At 36.6% G+C, this 21,611-nt stretch carries 26 protein-coding genes and 1 pseudogene; 22 read left to right on the top strand and 5 right to left on the bottom strand.

The window, feature by feature from the left end; genetic code table 11:
* The first annotated feature begins 24 nt into the window (after nt 1–24).
* The 11 genes from O970_RS06810 to O970_RS06775 all read left to right on the top strand — a co-directional run bounded on the left by O970_RS06810 (nt 25) and on the right by O970_RS06775 (nt 5,047).
* On the top strand, nt 25–435 hold the full coding sequence (locus O970_RS06810; RefSeq protein WP_024496372.1) for a DUF6911 family protein: 411 nt from the start codon (nt 25–27) through the stop codon (nt 433–435).
* Between the two features lie 147 nt (nt 436–582).
* On the top strand, nt 583–750 hold the full coding sequence (locus O970_RS09905) for a hypothetical protein (RefSeq protein ID WP_166667094.1): 168 nt from the start codon (nt 583–585) through the stop codon (nt 748–750).
* Complete coding sequence (locus tag O970_RS06805; RefSeq protein WP_024496371.1) at nt 747–977, top strand: hypothetical protein; 231 nt, start codon at nt 747–749, stop codon at nt 975–977. The genes O970_RS09905 and O970_RS06805 overlap by 4 nt, the downstream gene beginning before the upstream one ends.
* Before the next feature lie 368 nt (nt 978–1,345).
* Nucleotides 1,346–1,549 (top strand): hypothetical protein, encoded by a 204-nt coding sequence (locus O970_RS06800; RefSeq protein WP_024496370.1) that lies wholly within the window; start codon nt 1,346–1,348, stop codon nt 1,547–1,549.
* Between the two features lie 421 nt (nt 1,550–1,970).
* Nucleotides 1,971–2,093 (top strand): VENN motif pre-toxin domain-containing protein, encoded by a 123-nt coding sequence (locus O970_RS10335; RefSeq protein WP_420885470.1) that lies wholly within the window; start codon nt 1,971–1,973, stop codon nt 2,091–2,093.
* A gap of 3 nt (nt 2,094–2,096) precedes the next feature.
* A complete protein-coding gene (locus O970_RS09900) occupies nt 2,097–2,405 on the top strand; it encodes a type IV secretion protein Rhs (protein ID WP_166667093.1) in 309 nt (102 codons plus the stop codon).
* On the top strand, nt 2,339–2,704 hold the full coding sequence (locus O970_RS06795; RefSeq protein ID WP_024496369.1) for a hypothetical protein: 366 nt from the start codon (nt 2,339–2,341) through the stop codon (nt 2,702–2,704). Before O970_RS09900 ends, O970_RS06795 begins: the two co-directional genes overlap by 67 nt.
* A 25-nt stretch (nt 2,705–2,729) precedes the next feature.
* Entirely contained in the window at nt 2,730–3,038 is a 309-nt protein-coding gene (locus O970_RS06790) for an EndoU domain-containing protein (RefSeq protein ID WP_081685283.1), read from the top strand.
* The gene (locus tag O970_RS06785; protein ID WP_024496368.1) at nt 3,038–3,526 is read left to right on the top strand and encodes a DUF5376 family protein; all 489 of its coding nucleotides are present in this window, start codon (nt 3,038–3,040) and stop codon (nt 3,524–3,526) included. The genes O970_RS06790 and O970_RS06785 overlap by 1 nt, the downstream gene beginning before the upstream one ends.
* Before the next feature lie 128 nt (nt 3,527–3,654).
* The gene (locus O970_RS06780) at nt 3,655–3,843 is read left to right on the top strand and encodes a hypothetical protein (protein WP_024496367.1); all 189 of its coding nucleotides are present in this window, start codon (nt 3,655–3,657) and stop codon (nt 3,841–3,843) included.
* Between the two features lie 742 nt (nt 3,844–4,585).
* Entirely contained in the window at nt 4,586–5,047 is a 462-nt protein-coding gene (locus O970_RS06775) for a hypothetical protein (protein ID WP_024496366.1), read from the top strand.
* A gap of 50 nt (nt 5,048–5,097) precedes the next feature.
* Here O970_RS06775 and O970_RS10330 read toward each other — a convergent pair.
* Nucleotides 5,098–5,169, bottom strand: a pseudogene (locus O970_RS10330) (hypothetical protein); the annotation flags it as partial.
* Between the two features lie 156 nt (nt 5,170–5,325).
* On the opposite strand from O970_RS10330, the gene O970_RS06765 reads away from it, so the two are divergent.
* The 4 genes from O970_RS06765 (at nt 5,326) to O970_RS06755 (ending at nt 7,476) form a co-directional block, all read left to right on the top strand.
* Nucleotides 5,326–5,601, top strand: a complete 276-nt coding sequence (locus O970_RS06765) for a hypothetical protein (protein ID WP_024496365.1) — start codon at nt 5,326–5,328, stop codon at nt 5,599–5,601.
* 238 nt (nt 5,602–5,839) lie between these two features.
* Nucleotides 5,840–6,019 (top strand): hypothetical protein, encoded by a 180-nt coding sequence (locus tag O970_RS09895; protein ID WP_166667092.1) that lies wholly within the window; start codon nt 5,840–5,842, stop codon nt 6,017–6,019.
* Nucleotides 6,020–6,530: 511 nt separating this feature from the next.
* Nucleotides 6,531–7,079 (top strand): guanyl-specific ribonuclease, encoded by a 549-nt coding sequence (locus O970_RS06760; RefSeq protein ID WP_024496364.1) that lies wholly within the window; start codon nt 6,531–6,533, stop codon nt 7,077–7,079.
* A gap of 10 nt (nt 7,080–7,089) precedes the next feature.
* Entirely contained in the window at nt 7,090–7,476 is a 387-nt protein-coding gene (locus O970_RS06755; protein ID WP_024496363.1) for a barstar family protein, read from the top strand.
* Nucleotides 7,477–7,788: 312 nt separating this feature from the next.
* On the opposite strand, the gene trmL is transcribed toward O970_RS06755, so the two are convergent.
* On the bottom strand, nt 7,789–8,295 hold the full coding sequence (gene trmL / locus O970_RS06750) for a tRNA (uridine(34)/cytosine(34)/5-carboxymethylaminomethyluridine(34)-2'-O)-methyltransferase TrmL (RefSeq protein ID WP_024496362.1): 507 nt from the start codon (nt 8,293–8,295) through the stop codon (nt 7,789–7,791).
* A 187-nt stretch (nt 8,296–8,482) separates the two neighbouring features.
* On the opposite strand from trmL, the gene O970_RS06745 reads away from it, so the two are divergent.
* The 7 genes from O970_RS06745 to asnB all read left to right on the top strand — a co-directional run bounded on the left by O970_RS06745 (nt 8,483) and on the right by asnB (nt 17,058).
* The gene (locus O970_RS06745; RefSeq protein WP_024496361.1) at nt 8,483–9,406 is read left to right on the top strand and encodes a cation diffusion facilitator family transporter; all 924 of its coding nucleotides are present in this window, start codon (nt 8,483–8,485) and stop codon (nt 9,404–9,406) included.
* 205 nt (nt 9,407–9,611) lie between these two features.
* Nucleotides 9,612–10,574, top strand: coding sequence for a 6-phosphofructokinase (gene pfkA, locus O970_RS06740; protein ID WP_024496360.1), 963 nt, complete (start codon nt 9,612–9,614; stop codon nt 10,572–10,574).
* Between the two features lie 341 nt (nt 10,575–10,915).
* On the top strand, nt 10,916–11,197 hold the full coding sequence (locus tag O970_RS06735; protein ID WP_024496359.1) for a GNAT family N-acetyltransferase: 282 nt from the start codon (nt 10,916–10,918) through the stop codon (nt 11,195–11,197).
* Between the two features lie 88 nt (nt 11,198–11,285).
* A complete protein-coding gene (locus O970_RS06730; protein ID WP_024496358.1) occupies nt 11,286–11,870 on the top strand; it encodes an anthranilate synthase component II in 585 nt (194 codons plus the stop codon).
* 2 nt (nt 11,871–11,872) lie between these two features.
* Nucleotides 11,873–13,576 (top strand): aminodeoxychorismate synthase component I, encoded by a 1,704-nt coding sequence (pabB, locus tag O970_RS06725; protein WP_024496357.1) that lies wholly within the window; start codon nt 11,873–11,875, stop codon nt 13,574–13,576.
* A 237-nt stretch (nt 13,577–13,813) separates the two neighbouring features.
* On the top strand, nt 13,814–15,244 hold the full coding sequence (gene gltX / locus O970_RS06720; RefSeq protein ID WP_024496356.1) for a glutamate--tRNA ligase: 1,431 nt from the start codon (nt 13,814–13,816) through the stop codon (nt 15,242–15,244).
* A 137-nt stretch (nt 15,245–15,381) separates the two neighbouring features.
* Entirely contained in the window at nt 15,382–17,058 is a 1,677-nt protein-coding gene (gene asnB, locus O970_RS06715; protein WP_024496355.1) for an asparagine synthase B, read from the top strand.
* 62 nt (nt 17,059–17,120) lie between these two features.
* On the opposite strand, the gene O970_RS06710 is transcribed toward asnB, so the two are convergent.
* The 3 genes from O970_RS06710 to O970_RS06700 all read right to left on the bottom strand — a co-directional run bounded on the left by O970_RS06710 (nt 17,121) and on the right by O970_RS06700 (nt 21,544).
* Nucleotides 17,121–17,882 (bottom strand): histidine phosphatase family protein, encoded by a 762-nt coding sequence (locus tag O970_RS06710; protein WP_024496354.1) that lies wholly within the window; start codon nt 17,880–17,882, stop codon nt 17,121–17,123.
* Nucleotides 17,883–18,216: 334 nt separating this feature from the next.
* On the bottom strand, nt 18,217–19,617 hold the full coding sequence (locus O970_RS06705) for a glycoside hydrolase family 1 protein (protein ID WP_024496353.1): 1,401 nt from the start codon (nt 19,615–19,617) through the stop codon (nt 18,217–18,219).
* Nucleotides 19,618–19,642: 25 nt separating this feature from the next.
* Nucleotides 19,643–21,544: a beta-glucoside-specific PTS transporter subunit IIABC gene (locus O970_RS06700; RefSeq protein ID WP_024496352.1), complete on the bottom strand. Its 1,902-nt coding sequence runs from the start codon at nt 21,542–21,544 to the stop codon at nt 19,643–19,645.
* Nucleotides 21,545–21,611 lie beyond the last annotated feature (67 nt).

The following is a 21,611-nucleotide window of genomic DNA, read 5'->3' as shown; positions in this document are numbered from 1 at the left end:
GAAATCAATTAAAGAGGTTAAGTGATGAAAATAATTTATGAAATCTATGGTGGGTTTAAAATTAATGATAATGATAGTGTTCGATTACCTATTATTACAAACCCATCTATAGATGATATGATGAGTTATTTGACAAATTTTAGAGATAAAAATGGAACATTGATTCTTTTTAATAATCAAGAAGAAAAACTAAAACCATATAAAATGAGTCTATATTCAGATAGTAAAAGGTATCTAATCTTATTTGCAACTAGTATGGAAGATGGTGATATCGAAGTTAGAACATTTAATGATGAATCAGGATCTAAAGAATTTATTCCCATGTTAGGTGAACCGTTTGCTATTGCATCTACCACCAAAAATTTTTCTTTGGTAATCCAAGCATTTAAAGAGTTTTTAGAAACAGGAGATGTTAGCCGAGATTTATTGAGTTAATTTAATTTTCCCCACTTAAATAGTGTGGTTTTTATTTTGCTATTTGTAATTTTGTTATGATAGAGTTACAAAACAACTGCCCAAAGATCAGTACCCCGAAACCATAGACCCGCGAACTGGCGAGATAGACCCGAACCGCTTACTGGAATGTCAAATAGAGCGGCAAAACAAGCAGAGAATTATTTCCGATCTAATCCAACAAAAAACGTACATGACATCAAAATTGATGGTTACTGGTTTAAAGTGACTCATGATGTAAAAAATAAGAAAATAAATAATGCATTTATTACAATGGCAGAGAGGAATAAAAAATGATAGATAATACACAATGGTTAAAAAACATTGAAGAAACAATGATAGAAAATGATGGTGTAGATTTATATCGTCTAATTGAAATAATGTATAAAGAACGTAAAATGAATTTTCTACAATTTATCTACGATGCATCAAGAGGAGTTGTTGCTGTTGTTTCTGAAGGAATTGAATATGTTTTGGATCAGGATTTAGTGATCCAAAAGATTTTAGTGAGGTATCTTTTTTAGTTGGAGATTATGAAACTTCGACAATATCTCCTTAACACTTTGTTGAACTAATGCAGCTGATATCAAATAGTTATATTAAAGTGCATCAGAATGATAAAAATTCAATTGAATTTTATATGAATAAATTAAGAGATCGTTATTCCAAATAAAGAATAATCCCCGTCTAAACAAGTGGGAATTATTGTTTAACCTATTACTTCCTTGTTTTATCATAAATAACGGCAAAACGCAGAAGAAAGATATTAAGCTTATCAGCGGCATAATCAGTGGCAATATAGCGGGCGGAATATCAGGGGCACTGGCACCAGAAATTGCGACCATCATCAAACAGCACACCGGGCACCAAAACCCAGAATAGAGGAAATAGAATGAAATTAATTCAATTAGATAATGAGCAATCAACAGTAATTTTATCGAAAGATGAGCTTTATATTATACGCTCAATTATTGGTGAGATATATTCGGGTGTATGTGTCGATTCTGAAGAATTTGAAACGATTCACGGCATCGAAAAAGATAATGTTTTGAAATTGAAATATGATATTTATAAGATATATGATCAATTAAAATAAAAGAAAATATTATAAGAAGCCCTGCAAATGTAGGGCTTTATTTTTTATACTAAGTAAATATAATTTCGCAAAAATTTACTAGAAGATACTTTGACAAAATTTAGAAAAAATGGTGATACTTTATATGTAGTAGCTTAAAGTTAACCTGACAATCCTACCCTATATTAGAGTATTCGTTATTAAAAAGTGACAATTAATTCTGTCAATAAATTTCCATAATTAATTTTTTGATTCCTCATTTTTGTTTAGCTTGTACTTTAGCCATTATTATTTTTATGTACTATTGTAGTAAATAAAGCCTACTTGCTGTATTACTTATTGTGTCGTATATCAATATATTTAAAACATAAAAAATAAACTATTTACTTACAAAAAACTGTAGTGGTGATGTAGTTTAAACACCAATTTAGGAAGTTCAGCAATCGCCGATGCTGTCGCTGGCGGAATGGCGAGTAAAAATGCGGTGAAAAATAATTATAAAAAATATAAAGATAAAACAATTTCCCAGATGGAAAAATCCATTGTAAAAGATAAACAATTGTAAGGTTTGTTTGACGATCCATATAGGGAAAATGCAAAAATTGGAAGGGGAAGTACAGCTGATGCAGTTCGTCACGAGTTATCTACAGGGCAAAGTGTTGGAGGGAAAACATATTCTCAAAAAGCTGAAGATTATTCAAGAGCTTTACAAGATTGGATAAAAAGAAATCCTATGGCACCCAGTGGCGATAGAGCAGCCGCTGAAAATGTTTTAAAAGATTTACAAAATGTATTGAAAGGAAAATACAAATGTTTAATTATACTGATTTCACAAATAAATTTAAGATATTATCTGTTGTTATTGAAAGTGAAATAAATAAAAATTACTCATATTGGGAACCAGAATTCCCTCCCTTAACGGTATTGTTTTCAAATATTGGAAAATGTTTATTAAATGAATTTGATAACCTTGATGAAATAGATAAAAAATATTTATTCAAATTGATAGAGGAAGGAATATCATCTTCAGATGATAGATTAGCTAATGCTACTGCAACAGGACTTATAGAAGCGATAATCAACAAATCAACATCAAACCCAGAACAATGGAAAAAATTTGAGGAAGGACTATTAAAAAAGTCTAAAGAGTATGCTTTAGCTTTTCGTAATCAATAAGTTTTAACGTAGATCCCCACCTAACATTAGAGTAGATAAATGGGGCCATGCTGATGTAAATGGTGTCCAAAAAGGATATATTTCTGTTAGAAATCCAGCAACAGGAAAATGTTATAAAAAACAGGCTGAAACGACGTTCTTTCCTGAACGTTGGTCTAAGCGTCAGACGGAAATGGAAATTAAAAGTCCTTTTGGAAACTCTACCCCTAAAGTTGATGAACCTGAAAAATGGATAGGAACATCTTCAAGTGGAATGAAAATAGGAGGTTTTTATAAAAAAACAAATGGCACAGGGGCAACTGCTTGGTCAATATATCAAGGTAAGAATAGATAATGAATAGACTAATTTATTACTGGTGGATACCAGATTATAAAAAATTTTCACCTTCAGGAAGAGAATATAGTGAAAATATGCGATTTGCTCCTAAGCAAGGTCGTGGTGTATGTGAAATAGCTTCTTGGTTATCGACAGAACTCCAATCTTCAATTAACTCCGTCAATATCTGGATTAACAATCTCACCGATTTAGAAAACAGCCGAGCACCAGATGGTTGGTTTGGTATTGGTAATGCGCATTGGGTATTAATAACGGGAGATTACGTCTTTATTGGTACAGAATACGTTGAAGAACAACAAGTCATAATGACCAGAGAGCAGCTTTTATATGTTCTGGAGCAATATAAGATATTTTTAGAAGGCGATTATAATGATCCCAACAATCCACCCGATCCCATTGATGTCGAATTTATTGCCGAAGGGCAAGACGCTATTGATATGTATAACGGATTAGAAGGCTCTCATCTAGTGCCTTATGCATGCTAATCTTTAATGAATTTCACTTAATTTGACATACACCTTATAAAGTTTTTATCTATTAGGTGGCAGTTAACACTATCACCTAATCTTATTAGCGGTCATGCCAACAGTACCACCAAATCGGCGGTCAAGCAATGCAAGCTTACCATCAACAACAGCAAAGGACAAAAGCAAGATATCGATCAACTCATTTAAAAGATGAAGATCCATTAAAAGGCGCAGTAGTAGGAGCAATTAGTTCAGGGATTGGTTATATTGGAGGAAGAATTTTTCAAGGTCCATTAGAAAAACTATATAATCCAATTTCGAAACAATATGAGTAGATCCTAACTGGAATATGGACAATTAGTAAGCCTGCTCCTCAAAGCACTATACCTGCTAATGGTGGTAGTGCTGTTTCTTCAAGTATGACCGAACAAGCTGGTTATTTGATCAATAAAATATCAAAATCTAAAAGTGAGGTAAAAAATGATTAAAAAATATTATTTATTATTCGGAAGTTGTTTGATTTTTTCTATTTGCATATTTTTATCTCTATCAGTTATCTATGCTACTTGTGGTGTGTATGTTTATATAAAAAATAATGAATTTCCATTTGAAATAGAATATATATATTTCATATTTAAATCATCTCTTATGGGGATTCCTATCGGAGTGTGTATTTGTTTTTTGGAATGCCGACGCCTAAAGAAAATTCTTTAGTAAATAAAAACATTTAAATTTAAAAACAGTAGTGACAAAGCGCCAAGATAATGGTGTCTTAGCTGAGGCAAACGGAGTGAGGAGGATAAAAATTCGCTTGCCTTATTTTATTAGCCAAATTCTCTATCCAAATAAAGCCCCATACGAACTCTGTCACTGAGAGGACTGGCGAGTAAAAATGCGGTGGAAAATAATTTATTGAATAAAGATCCGTGGTTGACAGAGTGAGATAAAAAAGAAGTTTCAGATAGAATTGAACAAGTATTTATCAATACCCATTGTGGGGGTGTTGATGATGCGGCTTGTGATCTGAGAAGACAAGAGCAAGTTGTCTCGTAATAAAGAAATGGGGATTTATTGATAATGATAGAATGGCAAAAGTTTGTTAATGCATTAGGATATGCTGAAATATCAGAAGAGTTTTTGAAGTTAGAAAACTCTATTGGTGAAAAACCTGAAGTTTCTGAGGATCCTATTGAATATAATGATCCAGATCAAACTAAATATTATGAATTTTTTCAAACAGGTATCCTTATTGGTTTTAGAAAACAACACTTAAATCATATTCAATTTTTTTTTAAGGTAGAAAATAATTATTCGATATATAAAGGAAAATTATTTAGAGAAATAGATGCTAATTATACTGAAAAAATGATTATTGAATTATTAGGTAATCCATCAAATAAAGGAGGAAATGAGCAAAGTCCTTTTCTCGGTTATATAAATTCTTGGGTATTATATGATATGGGGTCTTATACTCTACATTTTGAATTTACAAAAAATGGAGATCTTAGTTTAGCTACAATAGCTGTGTTATCAATTTGATTGTTTTGATTCAGTTCTGCGATCTTTATCGCAGAACTGAAAATTATTTACTAACTATGCGATCTATTTCGTAGTTGGAGAATTAACTTGTCCTTTTTAGCCGTAATGGTGACAGGTTGTCGGGTGGTAAATCCTGCCTCTTCTAACCAATTACCTTTTAGGGCAGCACAGGAAGTTTGCTATAGTGGGTGCGAGTTTCGTTGGCTTTAGGTTCATGCCGGACGCTGACATAGCCAACTGTATAATGACGTTGTGACGTCTCTCGCAGGGTTTTACTCGTGGTTTTTGTTTTGGCTGTTAATGCCGTAGTAACCAGTCAAGAGTGGACACACCAACAAGCCCGCTTAACTGGTGATGGACAACTTACCATCAAGGCAGCGCAGATTAACCATCGAGATAGTACGCTGTTAGGTTTGCTTAAGACGGAAACATATCAGGATTGTGCATGGTTTATTACAAAAAGAACAAATAGCTATATGGCTCGTCGTCGGGAATTACTTGATATAGCACGTGGAATTTTTAGTTCCTTAAATAGTCGAAATAATGATTTTTAAGGCTATTGTGCGTTAAGTTTTTTATATAAATTTGCTAGTAAAAATAATATAAATTTACTTAACTTTAATATATTAAATAATACTGTTTCACCTAATACAGCGTATTTTCTCAAATTACCTCTCGATTAATGAGCTTCTTTATCATCTGTTAAAAGTTAAAAATATTTATTTCGATTGGATTAAATCTGCATCGATAAAAATAGATTTTAATCAGTATGACAAAATTTATCATAGACAAATGGACAAATGGACAAATGGACAAATGGACAAATGGACAAATGGACAAATATTTTATCCTGTTAGCGACCCTTATATTATTACAATGGCATTACTTGATGATAGAGGAAAAAGATTTGGGTTAAAAATCTATGATGACTGTCGATATCGCGATCCTAATAAGAAATTTAAAAGAACTTAATAGAGTAAGGAGAACAAAATGTTTAGTGCATTACATCCGTATAATAATAGGTTGATTTCTTATACAGAATACCTCTAATTTGCATTAGATAATAATTTTCAAAAACCTAATGATGCGCTAGTTGTCAGCTGTCCGCTAATTATGGTTAGATTTGAAGTGGTAATGCAAGTTATTCCATTCTTGTGCAAATTGTTTCATTTTTAAATTTGATATTCAAATTCTTATCGTCCGAACAATATCAGTCAGCAACCAATTGTATAAAAAATGTTGGTGATTGACGGGACGATATATATATGAGCTGCTGGGAAAGCGATCTTAACTTTAAAAACCGGTATACCTGTAAGCCTAAAATTGATATTGTTTTATGTAGAATGATACCATATTTGTTGACACAGATTAGTGTATGAAGGTTTTAGCAAATGGTTATCTGGATTAAATGATAAGAAATAATTTAAGGAAAATTTAGATGAATTAATTAAGTTTAAGCGATGAATAAATAGGGGGGAAAATAATGATAAAACGGTTAAAAAAAGCACATATCTATTTGGGGATGGTTTTACTTATTGCTATCTCATGCTGTGGTTTTTTTGTTTTTGAAAGCAGTATAAAAAGTGTAACCGCTAAAGAACTTCAGCATAACGCGTCGAGTGATTCGCAGACGAAAGAACAACAAAACGATAGGGTAAATGCCAATGTCGCTCGTCCTGTCGTTCGTTCTAGCAAGCCCAAATATCCTATCCGATTTATCGATAATGCAATTATCAAGGATATTAAAACTGGACGTAGTTTTAAACGTACGATAGATTTGAAACCTACCCTTGACCGAATCCAAAAAGGTGGTAAATATCCACATAGAAATGATGGTTCGGTTTTCAAAAATAGACCTCATCGAACTAGTAAGCAGACTCCACTACCAAAGAGGGAGCTTGGCTATTATCGAGAATATGTTCATCCGACGCCAGATTTTTCTGGTCCAGGACCTCAACGAATTATTGTTGGTCAGGGACGCGATATATATTATACCAGTGACCACTATGAAACGTTTATTAGAATAAAGTAGGAGTAATATCATGTTAGATAATCACTTAGCCTTCACATTTATTAATGGTCGTGCTAGTTATAATACGGGTGAAGTTTTTTTTGCCAGAATCGATCCAGCCATCAATAATACCGAACAACTATTAACATCGCTTTACTATTTATTGTGGTTTCCTGGCTATTTTGGTTTTAATTGGAATGCGTTAGAAGACTGCCTAAATGATTTTGATTGGATTCGTGAGGAGAAGATTGTTATCGTCCATGATGTTATTCCTCAACTACCTGAAGATGATTTAAAAATTTATTTAGATATTTTGAATACGGCTATTTACGATTGGCAAGACGCGGGGCAGCATCAATTAGAAGTCGTTTTTCAAGAAAAAGATAAGCCGATAATTGATCGACTTTTATCATCGTAAATGTCTTTATTTTTGTTTTAGCTTAATTTACCCCATAAGTTAATTTTTTTATTATGGGGTAAAACGGGTGATTAGTTAGTTTAATCTGGCTGCTTTTAACGTATTAAATAAAATCATTCAGGAAATATGGATGACGTATAATGTCACATAATACTTACTAGATAAGCAAGTATAATCAATTCCCTATTCGCTGATAACAAAAGGTTATGGTGCTACTTATTGCTTTACACTGGTGGTAACGGGAGAGACTCAGCCAATATGAACTCGTCCCCGTACCATCATTTTAGCGTTTCATTTATCGTAAGAATAAATTTATTCTGGTAAATAAGCACCAAGATAATCGAGTTGACGCCATGCTTCATAAACCACAACCGATACTGAATTTGAAAGGTTCATACTGCGGCTATTTTCCACCATTGGAATCCGAATTTTTTGATTCATCGGTAAATTGTCTAGAATGGACATTGGTAAGCCACGGGTTTCAGGACCAAATAGCAAGAAATCACCTGCTTTATAAGCGACCGAGCTATGCGGTAGTCGACCTTTTGTTGTTAACGCATAAAGTGTGGGTTGATTAGCTTGTCGATGGGCATTTTCTAAACTAAGTTGATTACGGAGCAAAAAATCGTCTATATTTTGATAACGCTGTAAATTGGCAAATTCATGATAATCGAGACCAGCGCGTCTTAACCGTTTGTCATCCAATGAAAACCCCATCGGTTCAATAATATGAAGTTTAAATCCAGTATTGGCACATAAACGAATGATATTACCCGTATTGGGTGGAATTTCAGGTTCAAAAAGCACAATGTTTAACACAAAATAGACCTCTTAATGGATAGATTTTAACGCTATCTTTGTTGTTCAATTTATTTGCTTTGACAACAAGCAAGACATAAATGCGTTATAATAACGTATATTTAGACAGATGTATTAACAAAATTGCTAGGTGATAATGAGGTTAATGTCGATAGCAAATGACAGAACTAACGCCATTATTATAGGTATAAACATGAATTACGATAAATTAGTTAAACGCGCAACAATATTTGCGGTAATTTCCGCGATCTTTTTGTTAATCATCAAATTGGTTGCTTGGTGGTTGACCAATTCAATGACAATATTAGCATCACTATTCGATTCTAGTATCGATTTACTCGCTTCTGGCGCCAATTTAATTATTCTTCGTTATGCCCTTCAACCCGCTGATCGAGGCCACACGTTCGGGCATGGTAAAGCTGAGCCATTGGCTGCGTTAGCGCAAAGTGCTTTTATTGCCGGCTCTGCGGTATTTTTATTATTAAATAGTGTGAAAAGTTTCATTAGTCCCGAACCGTTGCACTTTCCCATTGCCGGTATCTCTATTAGTATTGTTTCGATTGTTTTTACCTTTGCATTAAATAGTTATCAACAGTATGTGATTCGCCATACTGGCAGTCAGGCTATTCAAGCGGATATGTTGCATTATAAATCGGATTTATTGATGAATATCGCTGTGTTAATCGCATTATTACTTAGTTGGAATGGCTTAATTTATGCCGATGGCATTTTTGCTTTTCTAATTAGTTTATATATTTTATATAGTGCATTTCAAATTGCTTATAATGCGATTCAGTCACTGTTAGATAAAGCCTTACCAGATGAAGAAATTAAGCAAATCCATGATATTGTTTGTCAATCTCCTCATGTACACGGCGTTCATGGTATTCGGACTCGCCAATCAGGTAAAACCAAATTCATTCAGTTACACCTTGAGCTACCCGATAATTTACCTTTAATTGACGCACATAGTATTGCGGATCAGGTCGAAGCAACATTAGCACAGGCTTTCCCCAATTCAGATATTATTATTCATCAAGACCCCTGTTCGGTGGTGGCTCATGAGCTATCAATAAAAAGTGAAATCAGTCCACCTAACATATTGCCTTAAATCACCATAAATACTTGCTCATCATGATAATGTTTTTTACGTGGTTAAATAACAATATAATTAGTTAAATTATTCTTTTAGTGTTTTATAATGATTAAATTAACTTAGCATAAAAATAGTATTAAAAAGCAACAATGATTGATTGTCGCCGTTGCTTGAAGTCTCTATAATGATGTGTAAATTATAATTTTAAACAGAGGCATCTATGATAAAAAAAATTGCTGTATTAACGAGTGGTGGCGATGCGCCAGGCATGAATGCTGCGATTCGCGGTGTGGTTCGTACTGCGTTAAGTGAAGGATTAGAAGTATATGGTGTCCGCGATGGCTATCTAGGATTATATGAAGATAAAATTGAACGCCTAAATCGCTATAGCGTATCTGATATGATTAATCGGGGTGGTACTTTTTTAGGGTCGGCACGATTCCCTGAATTTAAAGAACAAGCTATCCGTTTAAAGGCTATCGATAATTTAAAAAAGCATGAAATTGATGCCTTAGTGGTTATTGGTGGCGACGGCTCTTACATGGGCGCAAAGCGTCTTACTGAGGAAGGTTTTCCATGTATTGGTCTTCCAGGGACTATCGATAATGATGTCGCTGGGACAGATTATACGATCGGTTTTTTTACCGCACTCAATACCGTGGTCGAAGCAGTGGACCGATTACGTGATACGTCGTCTTCACACCAACGTATCTCTGTTATTGAAGTCATGGGGCGTTATTGTGGTGATTTAACCTTAGCGGCTGCTATCGCTGGCGGTTGTGAATTTATCGTAATTCCTGAAGTAGAATTTAATCGTAATGAATTGATTCGTGAGATTAAACAAGGTTTTGCGAAAGGTAAAAAACATGCGATTGTGGCGATTACTGAACACATCTGTGATGTCAATTTATTAGCACAAGAAATTGAAGATGCCGTAAAACATGAAACCCGAGCAACCATTTTAGGTCATATTCAACGCGGGGGGAGTCCTGTACCTTATGATCGTATATTGGCCTCTCGTATGGGGGAATATGCGGTTGATCTCTTGATGAAAGGCTTTGGCGGTCGCTGTGTAGGTATACAAAATGAGAAAATGGTCCATCATGACATTATTGATGCCATTGAAAATATGAAACGACCATTTAATAAAGATTTATATAATACGGCCAAACGTCTCTATTAATCGTTATCACTTGTTAATTTAATTAAAAAACCGGTAATAGTAGCCGGTTTTTTTACGATAATCAGTCTAATTGGTTATTTGATGTTTACTAGTCTGTTGCCTTTGTTATTACCACTCTTCAAGGGTACAGATAGATTAGATAGTGGTTTACCCTTTAAAATAGTGATATTTAAATGCAAACGATTAAAAACATTTATCAATAAACTTTTACTGATACGAATAGGGTTAATTATACTTATCTTCCGATCATACCTACCAATATAATCAACTATTACAACTATATTTTTGCTTAAAATCGCGCTACGATAGCCATTAGTGATAAACAAAAAAGGAGTTTTATAATGGAGTATTTAGAAGAGGAAAATCGTTTTTATGTGCCTGGAGCCCAAGGCGAACAAGACATTGCCGAAATGACATTCCAAAGGCAGGGTAACGATTTAGCGATTATCGACCATACTTATGTTAATATTAATTATCGCGGACAAGGCATTGCCGATCGATTATTTGATCTGGTTGTGGAGAAAATGCGACAAGAAGGGCGTAAAATTGTTCCGCTTTGCTCTTTTGCCGAAAAACAGTTTGCGCGCAAACCCGCTTGCCAAGATATATTAGCCCAACGGTAAACGGTATTACGTTGAGTCATTCTTTTAACCGCTGAGTGGATCAGCGGTTAATTATTCTTTGCGATTATCCTATATTATATATTGTCTTATGCTACTTGTTATCGATAATTATGATTCATTTACTTACAATTTAGTCGATTATTTTCAGCAACTGGGTTGTCAGGTAGAGGTGATTAAAAATGATGCGCTGAGTTTAGCCGATCTTAAACAACTTAAGCCTCAAGCAGTAATTATCTCTCCAGGGCCGAGTTCACCCATCAATGCTGGTCTTAGTTTAGCTGCGATTGCGCATTTTGCCGGTAAAGTGCCTATTCTTGGCGTTTGCCTAGGACATCAGGCGATTGGTCATTATTTTGGCGCTACCATTACTAAAGCCGCCGCCCCTGTACATGGAAAATTAGCCACCATTTACCATGATAATCAAAGCTTATTCCAGCAACTTCCTCAGCCTTTATCGGTAGTTCGTTACCATTCGCTACTGATTGATAAACAGAATTTACCTGATTGTTTGACGATTTCTGCCACCACCGATGATGGACTAATTATGGCAATTCGACATAAAACATGGCCAATAGAAGGGGTACAGTTTCACCCTGAAGCCATTTTGACTGAACAGGGGTTAACCTTGTTAAAACAATTTTTATCTCATTATCAACTATTACCTGAGTCTTGATTATGATACTGCGTTTAGATTTTTTAGGACAACCCACATACTTCACTGATCCCATCACTATTATTACTACGGATTCACTGAATGAAGTGCTATCGTGTTTGCAACAAGTTGAACAAGCAGTAGCAGAGGGATATTACGCGGTAGGTTATGTCGCTTATGAAGCGGCCTCTGCTTTTAATCCTCATTTTATGACGGCGGCACCAAATAACTGGCCTTTGATCTGGTTTGGGATTTTTAAACAGCCCGCCACCACTTTTCCGCATTCTCCTAATGCTGATAGATACCCTATAAATTGGCAAGCAAATGTTAATCATCAACACTATCAACAAGCGATTGAGACCATTAAAAAGCAGATAGCAGAAGGCAATACTTACCAAACTAATTATACGATTCGCTTAAATGGTTATTTTGATCATGACCCTTATGCCCTCTATTTACATCTATTGCAAGCTCAGCGGGCAGATTATAGTGCTTATTTAGATTTGGGGGATAAAGTCATCCTATCGGCATCACCAGAATTATTCTTTCATTATCAACAAGGACGTATTGTCACTAAACCGATGAAAGGGACTGCGGCCAGAGGATTAACTTTAGCGGATGATGAAGTCCAACGACAACACCTGTTTAGTGAAAAAAATCAGGCTGAAAATATGATGATTGTTGATTTATTACGTAATGATCTCAATCAAATTGCAAAAACGGGGACGGTTAAGGTTGAGCAGTTATTTGCCAGTGAACGTTATCCTACGGTTTGGCAAATGACATCGACTGTTTCTGCACAACTACCTCAATCTATCTCTATGACCCAACTCTTCACTGCTTTATTCCCTTGCGGATCGATTACTGGCGCGCCAAAGCAAAGTACCATGGCTCTTATCGCTGAGTTAGAAGGGGAGGCTCGAGGTGTATATTGTGGGGCGATTGGGATGATAACCCCCGATGATCAAGCGATATTTAATGTGGCTATACGTACATTAACCCTTGATAAACAGTGTGGGCAGGCACAATACGGCGTAGGGGGAGGGATCACATGGGATTCTACGGCAAAGGATGAATATCAAGAAATTATTAATAAAGCACAGATTTTATATCAATCGCCACGATCGCATCAGCTATTGGAAAGTTTATTGTTAGAAGAGGGCGACTATTTTCTCTTAAATAGGCACTTATCGCGTTTAGCCCAGTCGGCTGACTATTTTGATTTCAGTTATTCATCATCAACATTACAACAGCAATTACATAACTGTGCTCAGCAGTACAACAAAGGCACGTATAAAGTACGCGTATTGCTAGCAAGCGATGGGCAACTCACATTAAACGTAGAACCTATTGCGCCTTTAGATAACCAGCCCCTATTTGCCTCATTTGCTGATAAACCGGTGAATAGTCAAAATCCTTTCCTATACCATAAGACCACACGGCGTGAATACTATCCAGCCGCAACCTTAAATCGGGAATATCTACTTTTTAATGAGCGTGATGAAATTACCGAATTTGTTAATGGCAACGTCGTATTGATCATTAATGGCGAATGGCTAACGCCAGAGATTCACTGTGGATTATTACCAGGTACTCTACGTAGCGAGTGGCTAGCACAACAAAAAATTAAACCTGCTATATTAACTCGTGGTGATGTTAAACGTGCAGATAAAATTATCTTTATTAATAGTGTTCGAAAATGGCGTGAAGTGTGTTGGCAGGATTAATCACGCATCGTACCTCTATTATATTGCCTATTACGCTTATTGCTATCGGTGAATATCACGGTTTATTGCTATCATTAATCAAAAAAATGCTGTGTACGATTACGATTGATTAGTTAATTTACAATGGTTTGTTTTATCAAATGTTTATGACGATCGCTCATGGTTTTTGTATTGCTCAATTGTTTGATCGTGCTACAATATTTTGTTATTGGTTAAAAAGAGTATTGGGATAATTAGATGAAAGTCAAGACACGTTTTGCACCAAGTCCGACGGGGTATTTACACGTAGGTGGGGCAAGGACAGCATTATATTCGTGGTTATATGCGCGGCATGCACAAGGTAGCTTTGTATTACGTATTGAGGATACCGATTTAGAACGTTCGACACCAGAAGCGATAGAAGCGATCATGGATGGTATGAATTGGTTAGATCTTGCTTGGGATGAGGGACCATTCTATCAAACGAAACGTTTTGAACGTTATAATCAGGTGATTGATACGATGTTAGAACAAGGGACAGCTTATCGTTGCTACTGTTCTAAAGAACGTTTAGACGCCATGCGTGAAGCGCAAATGGCACGCGGCGAAAAAACACGCTATGATGGTCATTGTCGCTGTGACGCAGTGCAAAACGCCCATACCGCCGCAGAGCCACACGTAGTCCGTTTTGCTAATCCCCAAGATGGGGCAGTGATTTTTAATGATCTTATCCGTGGTCCAATTGAAATTGCCAATAAAGAGTTAGATGATCTAATTATCCGTCGCACAGATGGTTCACCGACTTATAATTTCTGTGTCGTAATAGATGATTGGGATATGGAAATTACCCACGTGATACGAGGCGAAGACCATATTAATAATACACCGCGTCAAATTAATATCTTAACAGCATTAGGAGCGCCAGTACCGCAGTATGCGCATGTTTCTATGATTTTAGGAGATGATGGGCAGAAACTATCTAAACGACATGGCGCGGTGAGTGTTATGCAATACCGTGATGATGGATATCTACCTGAAGCCTTACTTAATTACTTAGTTCGTTTAGGTTGGTCACACGGCGATCAGGAAATCTTCTCTCTTACAGAGATGATCAACTACTTTAGTTTAGACGCAATTAATAAATCGGCGAGTGCGTTTAATACTGAAAAGTTATTATGGTTAAATCATCACTATATTATGCATAGTGATGCTGATTATGTCGCACAACATTTAATGTGGCATATGCAGCAACACCATTATGATTTAGAACAGGGTCCTGACTTAATCACTATTGTTAAACTTTTTGGTGAACGCTGTAAGACCTTAAAGGAGATGGCGGAGAGTTGCCGATATTGCTATCAAGATTTTAGCGAATTTGATCAAGAGGCGGCAAAAAAACATTTACGTCCTGTAGCTCGTGAGGCACTGGAACGTATTCGTGATAAATTAGCGGCAATAAGTGATCTAGACTGGACGGTGGAAAATATTCATACCGCAATCCAAGCTACAGCGGATGAACTTGCTGTTGGTATGGGCAAAGTAGGAATGCCATTACGAGTAGCTGTGACTGGTATAGGACAATCGCCTTCAGTGGATGCGACCGTATTTGCAATTGGCCAAACCCGTAGTTTAAAACGTATTGAACAAGCATTAGCTTATATAAACGCGCGTGAAGCGGTATCAAATTAACCCTAATTAAACCTATCAGCAAAATTAGATGAAAAATTTTCCCTAATTTTGCTGAAATGAATATAAATAATAAGATAGATGAAAATAGAACGTTATCCAACGCTATCTACAATGAAAAAGACTTAACGGAGAAACCCATGTGCTCTATTCTTGGTATACTTGATATTAAATCAGACCCAGCGGCACTACGAACTAAGGCGCTTGAACTTTCTAGTTTATTACGTCATCGTGGTCCTGACTGGTCTGGTGTTTTTGCATCTGATCATGCTATTTTGGCCCATGAACGTTTATCGATCGTGGACGTTAATACCGGTGCGCAACCGCTTTATAATAAAGATAAGACACTGGTACTCGCGGTTAATGGTGAAATCTATAATCATCAACAAATTCGGGAACAATATAAAGATAAATATGAGTTTCAGACGGGATCTGATTGTGAAGTTATCTTAGCGCTTTATCAAGAAAAAGGCGTTGATTTCCTCGATGATCTACAAGGTATGTTTGCCTTTATTCTTTATGATATCAACAAGAATACCTATTTAATTGGTCGTGATCATATTGGAATTATCCCGCTATATATGGGACATGATGGCGAAGGTAATTTTTACGTTGCTTCCGAAATGAAAGCATTGGTTCCCGCTTGTAAAACCTTAACGGAATTCCCTGCTGGCAGCTATTTATCAAGTACCGATGGTGAAATAAAACGCTATTATCAACGTGATTGGATGGAATACGATAACGTTAAAGATAATAAAACAGATATTAATCAATTACGTGTTGCGTTAGAAGATTCCGTAAAAAGTCATCTCATGTCAGATGTACCTTATGGGGTCTTATTATCTGGCGGTTTGGATTCTTCCGTCATTTCTGCGATTACTAAAAAATATGCGGGACGTCGCGTCGAAGATCATGAAAAAACCGAAGCATGGTGGCCTCAATTACACTCTTTTGCGGTTGGCTTAAAGGGGGCACCAGACCTAAAAGCGGCACAAGAGGTGGCTAATCATTTGGGTACCGTCCATCATGAAATCAATTTCACGGTACAAGAAGGCATTGATGCGATTCGTGACGTTATCTACTTTATTGAAACGTACGATGTTACAACAATTCGTGCCTCAACCCCAATGTATTTAATGGCGCGTAAAATTAAAGCTATGGGGATTAAAATGGTTCTTTCTGGTGAAGGGGCAGACGAAGTTTTTGGTGGTTATCTTTATTTTCATAAAGCACCGAATGCCAAAGAGTTTCATGAAGAAACAGTACGTAAATTAGCCGCTTTACATATGTACGATTGTGCGCGGGCGAATAAAGCGATGTCAGCATGGGGTGTGGAAGCGCGTGTACCTTTCTTAGATAAATCTTTCCTTGATGTGGCAATGCGTTTAAATCCAAAAGATAAAATGTGTGGTGCTAACGGTAAGATAGAAAAACAGATTGTACGTGAAGCGTTTGAGTCTTACCTCCCAGCGAGCGTAGTATGGCGCCAAAAAGAGCAGTTTTCTGATGGGGTGGGTTATAGCTGGATTGATACCTTAAAAGAAATAGCCGCAGAAAAAGTCACTGATCAACAATTGGCAAACGCGCATTTCCGTTTCCCATATAATACGCCAACGTCAAAAGAAGCGTATATGTATCGTGAAATATTCGAAGAGTTATTCCCACTACCAAGTGCCGTAGAATGCGTGCCAGGCGGACCATCGGTTGCCTGTTCATCCGCCAAAGCGATTGAATGGGATGAAGCCTTTAAGCACTTAGATGATCCTTCTGGGCGTGCCGCAGTTGGGGTACATAATCAAGCGTATAATAAAGCGTAATCATTATTATAATAAAAGAGCCGGATTTGAGCCGGCTCTTTTATATACTGCGATGAATGTGTTTACTGCTCAAGTTTACCTTTATCAATATAACTGGTGTCATTGATGGTTTCGACAATAAATTTATCCTCATCGGTATAACGAATTTTAGTGATACTGGCGTTATGCAGACCTGGCGGTAATGGCTCATCAACCAATTCATTAATCATGGATAAGATCGCCAAACCATGGGATACCACCAATACATTACCGCCACCTTGTGCTTGCGCTTGTTTCGCAATCGTTCTTAGGCTGGTTAACATACGGTCGCGAACCGTGGCGTAATTTTCAGCTTGCCCTGATTTTTCCACCGCTTTAATTGCATCAAGCATTTTATCTAAGCCAATTTTTCTATCGGCAAAGGCTTGCATCAGTGCTTTATCAGTTGGATAACCTAAGTAATTCGCTGCTGGATTCCACATATTAGGATCTAAATCACCTTCAAAATCACCGAAACATGTTTCACGTAAACCTGGCATTTCAATAATATTCAGTTGATCACCTTTCGCCGCTAATACCACTCTAGCCGTTTCACGAGCACGGCCTAAATCACTGGAATAAGCTGAAATAAAATCGATCCCTTTTAACCCTCGACCAAGTTGTTCCGCCACGTCAATACCGGGTTGGGTTAACGGGGTGTCTGACCAACCTTGTACACGCTGTGCTGTATTAAACATGGTTTTTCCATGTCTTGTTACATACAATGTCACATCAGCGGCAAGTACTTGGCTTATCGACATAATAAAAGCAATTACTGTTGCCATTGATTTTAATAAAAATTGCATATAAACCTCATTTTTGTTATTTATAGAAATGATAAATTTACTGTTAATTATGATCTGTTCAATTTGTTTTCGGTAATGCTGGGTAATATATAAAGCATCATTTTTATCCTTAAGATGATGGTCATTAAGTTAGCTAAGCGTTCAGCAACATACGTATTCTTTATTACCCATAAAACAGATCGTGCAACTTATTCCCCTTATCGGTTAAAGTGCTATCTCTGCTATTGCATAACCGATTTATTCTCCGCCGATGAATAAAGAGTTAATCAATCATTATCTATATCCATTAACTAAATCCATCGGACTTGTCGATTTAGTCATGCCGCCATCTGCTTTACACCTTACGGTTAAGGTGTTGCCCATTTGTTTTAATAACGGATTGATACCAAGAGAAGCTTTTTTTCTTGATACGTTTTAAGGTCCCTGAACCATCCTGATTTAAATCGACATAGATAAACCCATAACGTTTAGTAATTTCTGCTTTAGAGGCGCTGATCAAATCAATAGGACCCCAACTGGTATATCCCATGACATCGACCCCGTCAGCGATGGCCTCTCCAACTTGGACTAAGTGATCATGTAAATATTGGATACGGTAATCATCATTAATATGACCATTCTCATCAATTTTATCGATAGCGCCTAACCCATTTTCAACAATAAATAATGGTTTTTGATAACGTTCATGTAATAGATTAAGTAAGATTCGAATGCCTTTAGGATCGATTTGCCAGCCCCATTCTGATGATTTCAGATAAGGATTAGGGACCATATCTAGAATATTACCTTTTAACTTATCTTTATCTTCGGCGGTTGCGCAGGCACTCATATAATAGCTAAATGAAATAAAATCGACGGTCGTGTTTAGTGATTGGCGATCATCTTCCGTTATCGTTAACTGTATATTGTTTTCTTTAAAAAAGCGTTTCATATAACCAGGATATTCACCTCTAGCCTGAACATCGCCAAACCATAGCCAAGTATGATTTTCTTGTAAGGTTGCCAGCACATCATCTGGTTTTGGTGTTAATGGATAAGTTAAGGCGCCAAGTAACATGTTACCAATTTTGGCATCAGGAATGATTTCATGACAAGCTTTAACCGCTTTGCTGCTAGCGACCAATTGATGATGGATAGCTTGATAGATAGCCTGTTTACTACTCTCTCTGGCTAAACCAACTCCAGTAAATGGTTCATGTAAAGACATATTAATTTCATTAAAGGTCAGCCAATATTTTACTTTATGTTGATAACGTTCAAATACGACTTTGGCATAACGGTTAAAAAATTCAATTAATTGTCGATTCCCCCACCCGCCATAATGTTTGATTAAATGGTACGGCATTTCATAATGCGATAGGGTGACAAGCGGGGTAATATGATACTTTGCCATCTCATCAAATAACGTATCATAAAAAGCGAGCCCTGCCTCATTAGGTTGCGGCTCATCGCCATTAGGAAAAATACGTGTCCAAGCAATGGATACGCGCAGACAATTAAAGCCCATCTCGGCAAATAAAGCGATATCTTCAGGATATCGATGATAAAAATCAATGGCTTTATCCTTAATACTGGTTATGGTTTCGACATCTCTATCAATGATCTCACCAAAAATACCATGTGGTTGAACATCTGAACTGGATAACCCTTTTCCATCCTGGCGATATGCGCCTTCAACTTGGTTAGCGGCAATGGCGCCACCCCATAGAAAGTGCTGAGGAAACTGTAAATTCATGCTATTCTCCTAATCCTAATTAAATCTATTTTGTTAATAATAAGAGTGAATCACTAATAGTAATATCTGTTTTAGTTACACTTGTTATCTGTTTAAAGTGATCGCTATTGGTGACAACAATTGGTGTCGTCAATTCAAATCCAGCCTGCTCGATCGCCTGTATATCAAAACTGAGTAATCTTTCTCCTTGTTTGACATGTTGTCCTTCTCTAACGTGGGCGATAAAATGTTTTCCTTTTAATTTAACTGTATCAAATCCAACATGAATAAGTAATTCAATATTATCAGCCGTTAATAAACCAATCGCGTGTTTTGTCTGAAATAATGAGATCACGGTGGCATCAGCGGGGGCAACCACTTCGCCACGATTAGGGATAATCGCCGCCCCTTTGCCGATCAATTCATTCTTAAATGTTATATCATTCACCTTAGAAAGTGGAATAAGGCGTCCTTGCATTGGACTTGATAACGTTGCAGTGGATAAGTCTGTTACGGGGTGTTCTGTTTCTTGCGTTGTTTGTGGTGCGGTGTCCGATTTAGGTTGACCAAAAAAGAAAGTAACCACAAAAGCGATGATAAACGAAGCAATAATCCCTAATAATAAGCCAAAAATAGTACTATCTATCCCTGTTGGTGGAATGGACTGAGCAATAGTAAAGATATTCGCTAAACCAAATGAGTAGGTCGCAGTACCATAATAACTCACTACTGCCCCGCCAATCGCTGCCGCAATACAGCTTATGATAAATGGTCGTCGTTTAGGTAAAGTAACGCCATATACTGCAGGTTCAGTAATGCCAAATATCGCCGTAAATGCGGCAGAATAACCCAATGATTTTAGCGCTTTATCGTTGGTTCGCATAGAGACAGCTATGGTTGCCCCAATCTGGGCGCTTACCGTTGGTACTAGCGCGGGTAGCATAAAGTCCTTACCTAACATAGCTGGACTTAGGTTATTGAGCATAATAGGTACAAAACTCCAGTGCAGACCAAATATGACAAGTATTTGCCAGCCGCCAGCAATAATCAGACCGGCTAAGGCTGGGCTCGCTTGATATAACTGTAAAAATGCATTTGAAATGAGATCGGATAAGAATAAAGTCACTGGTCCGATAATTAAAAAGGTAACAGGAACGACAATGATTAAGCAGAAGAATGGCGTAAAGATATTCTTAAATGAACTGTGTAGTATGCGATTAAAGAAATGTTGTAACTTTGCCACTAACCATGCCGAAAAAATAATAGGAATGACCGAATAAGCATAATTCATATAACTGATAGGAATAAAGAAGAAATACTCAGTTGGTGGCAAGGGCAATTGTTGTATTTTAGCGGTCATGGTGGCGTTAACCACTTCTTGAATGGTTGGGTGAATTAATGAGGCCGCAACAGCCATGACGATAAAAGGATTGGCTGAGAATTTTTTAGCGGAAGTATAAGCCAGAAAAATAGGTAAGAAAAAGAAAATACTGTCGGCAGTGGCATTTAAAATGCGATAAATTCCCGTGCTAGTATTGATAACATCAACAATTACCAATAATGATAATAACCCTTTTAATATCCCAATTGATGCCATAACACCTGCTATAGGGGTAAAAATACTGGAGATAATATCGATAAGTCGATTAAGCAAATTGGTGTTGTTGACATTTTGTTCTTGATTTTGGTTATCATTATTGCCCAATTGGGTCAGTTTCATAATGGTTTCAAATACATCTGCGACATGGTTACCAATCACTACCTGAAATTGACCACCACTTTCAACAACCATAATTACGCCAGACACTTTCTTTAGATCCTCTACCTGCGTTTTTAGGTTGTCTTTTAATACAAAACGTAATCGAGTTGCACAATGTACTAGGGACTGAATATTTTCCTTTCCACCTACATATTTAATAATCTGTTTAGCAAGTTGTTCATATTTCATTCTAATATTCCTAACATAGAGATAAAAAAAACCTAAGCCCAACAACAACGTGTCAAACTTAGGTTTT

This window comes from Candidatus Schmidhempelia bombi str. Bimp (assembly GCF_000471645.3).
GTDB classification, from domain to species: Bacteria; Pseudomonadota; Gammaproteobacteria; order Enterobacterales; family Orbaceae; genus Utexia; species Utexia bombi.
Note: the sequence above shows the minus strand (reverse complement) of the source record. Positions and strands in the feature narration are given on the sequence as shown.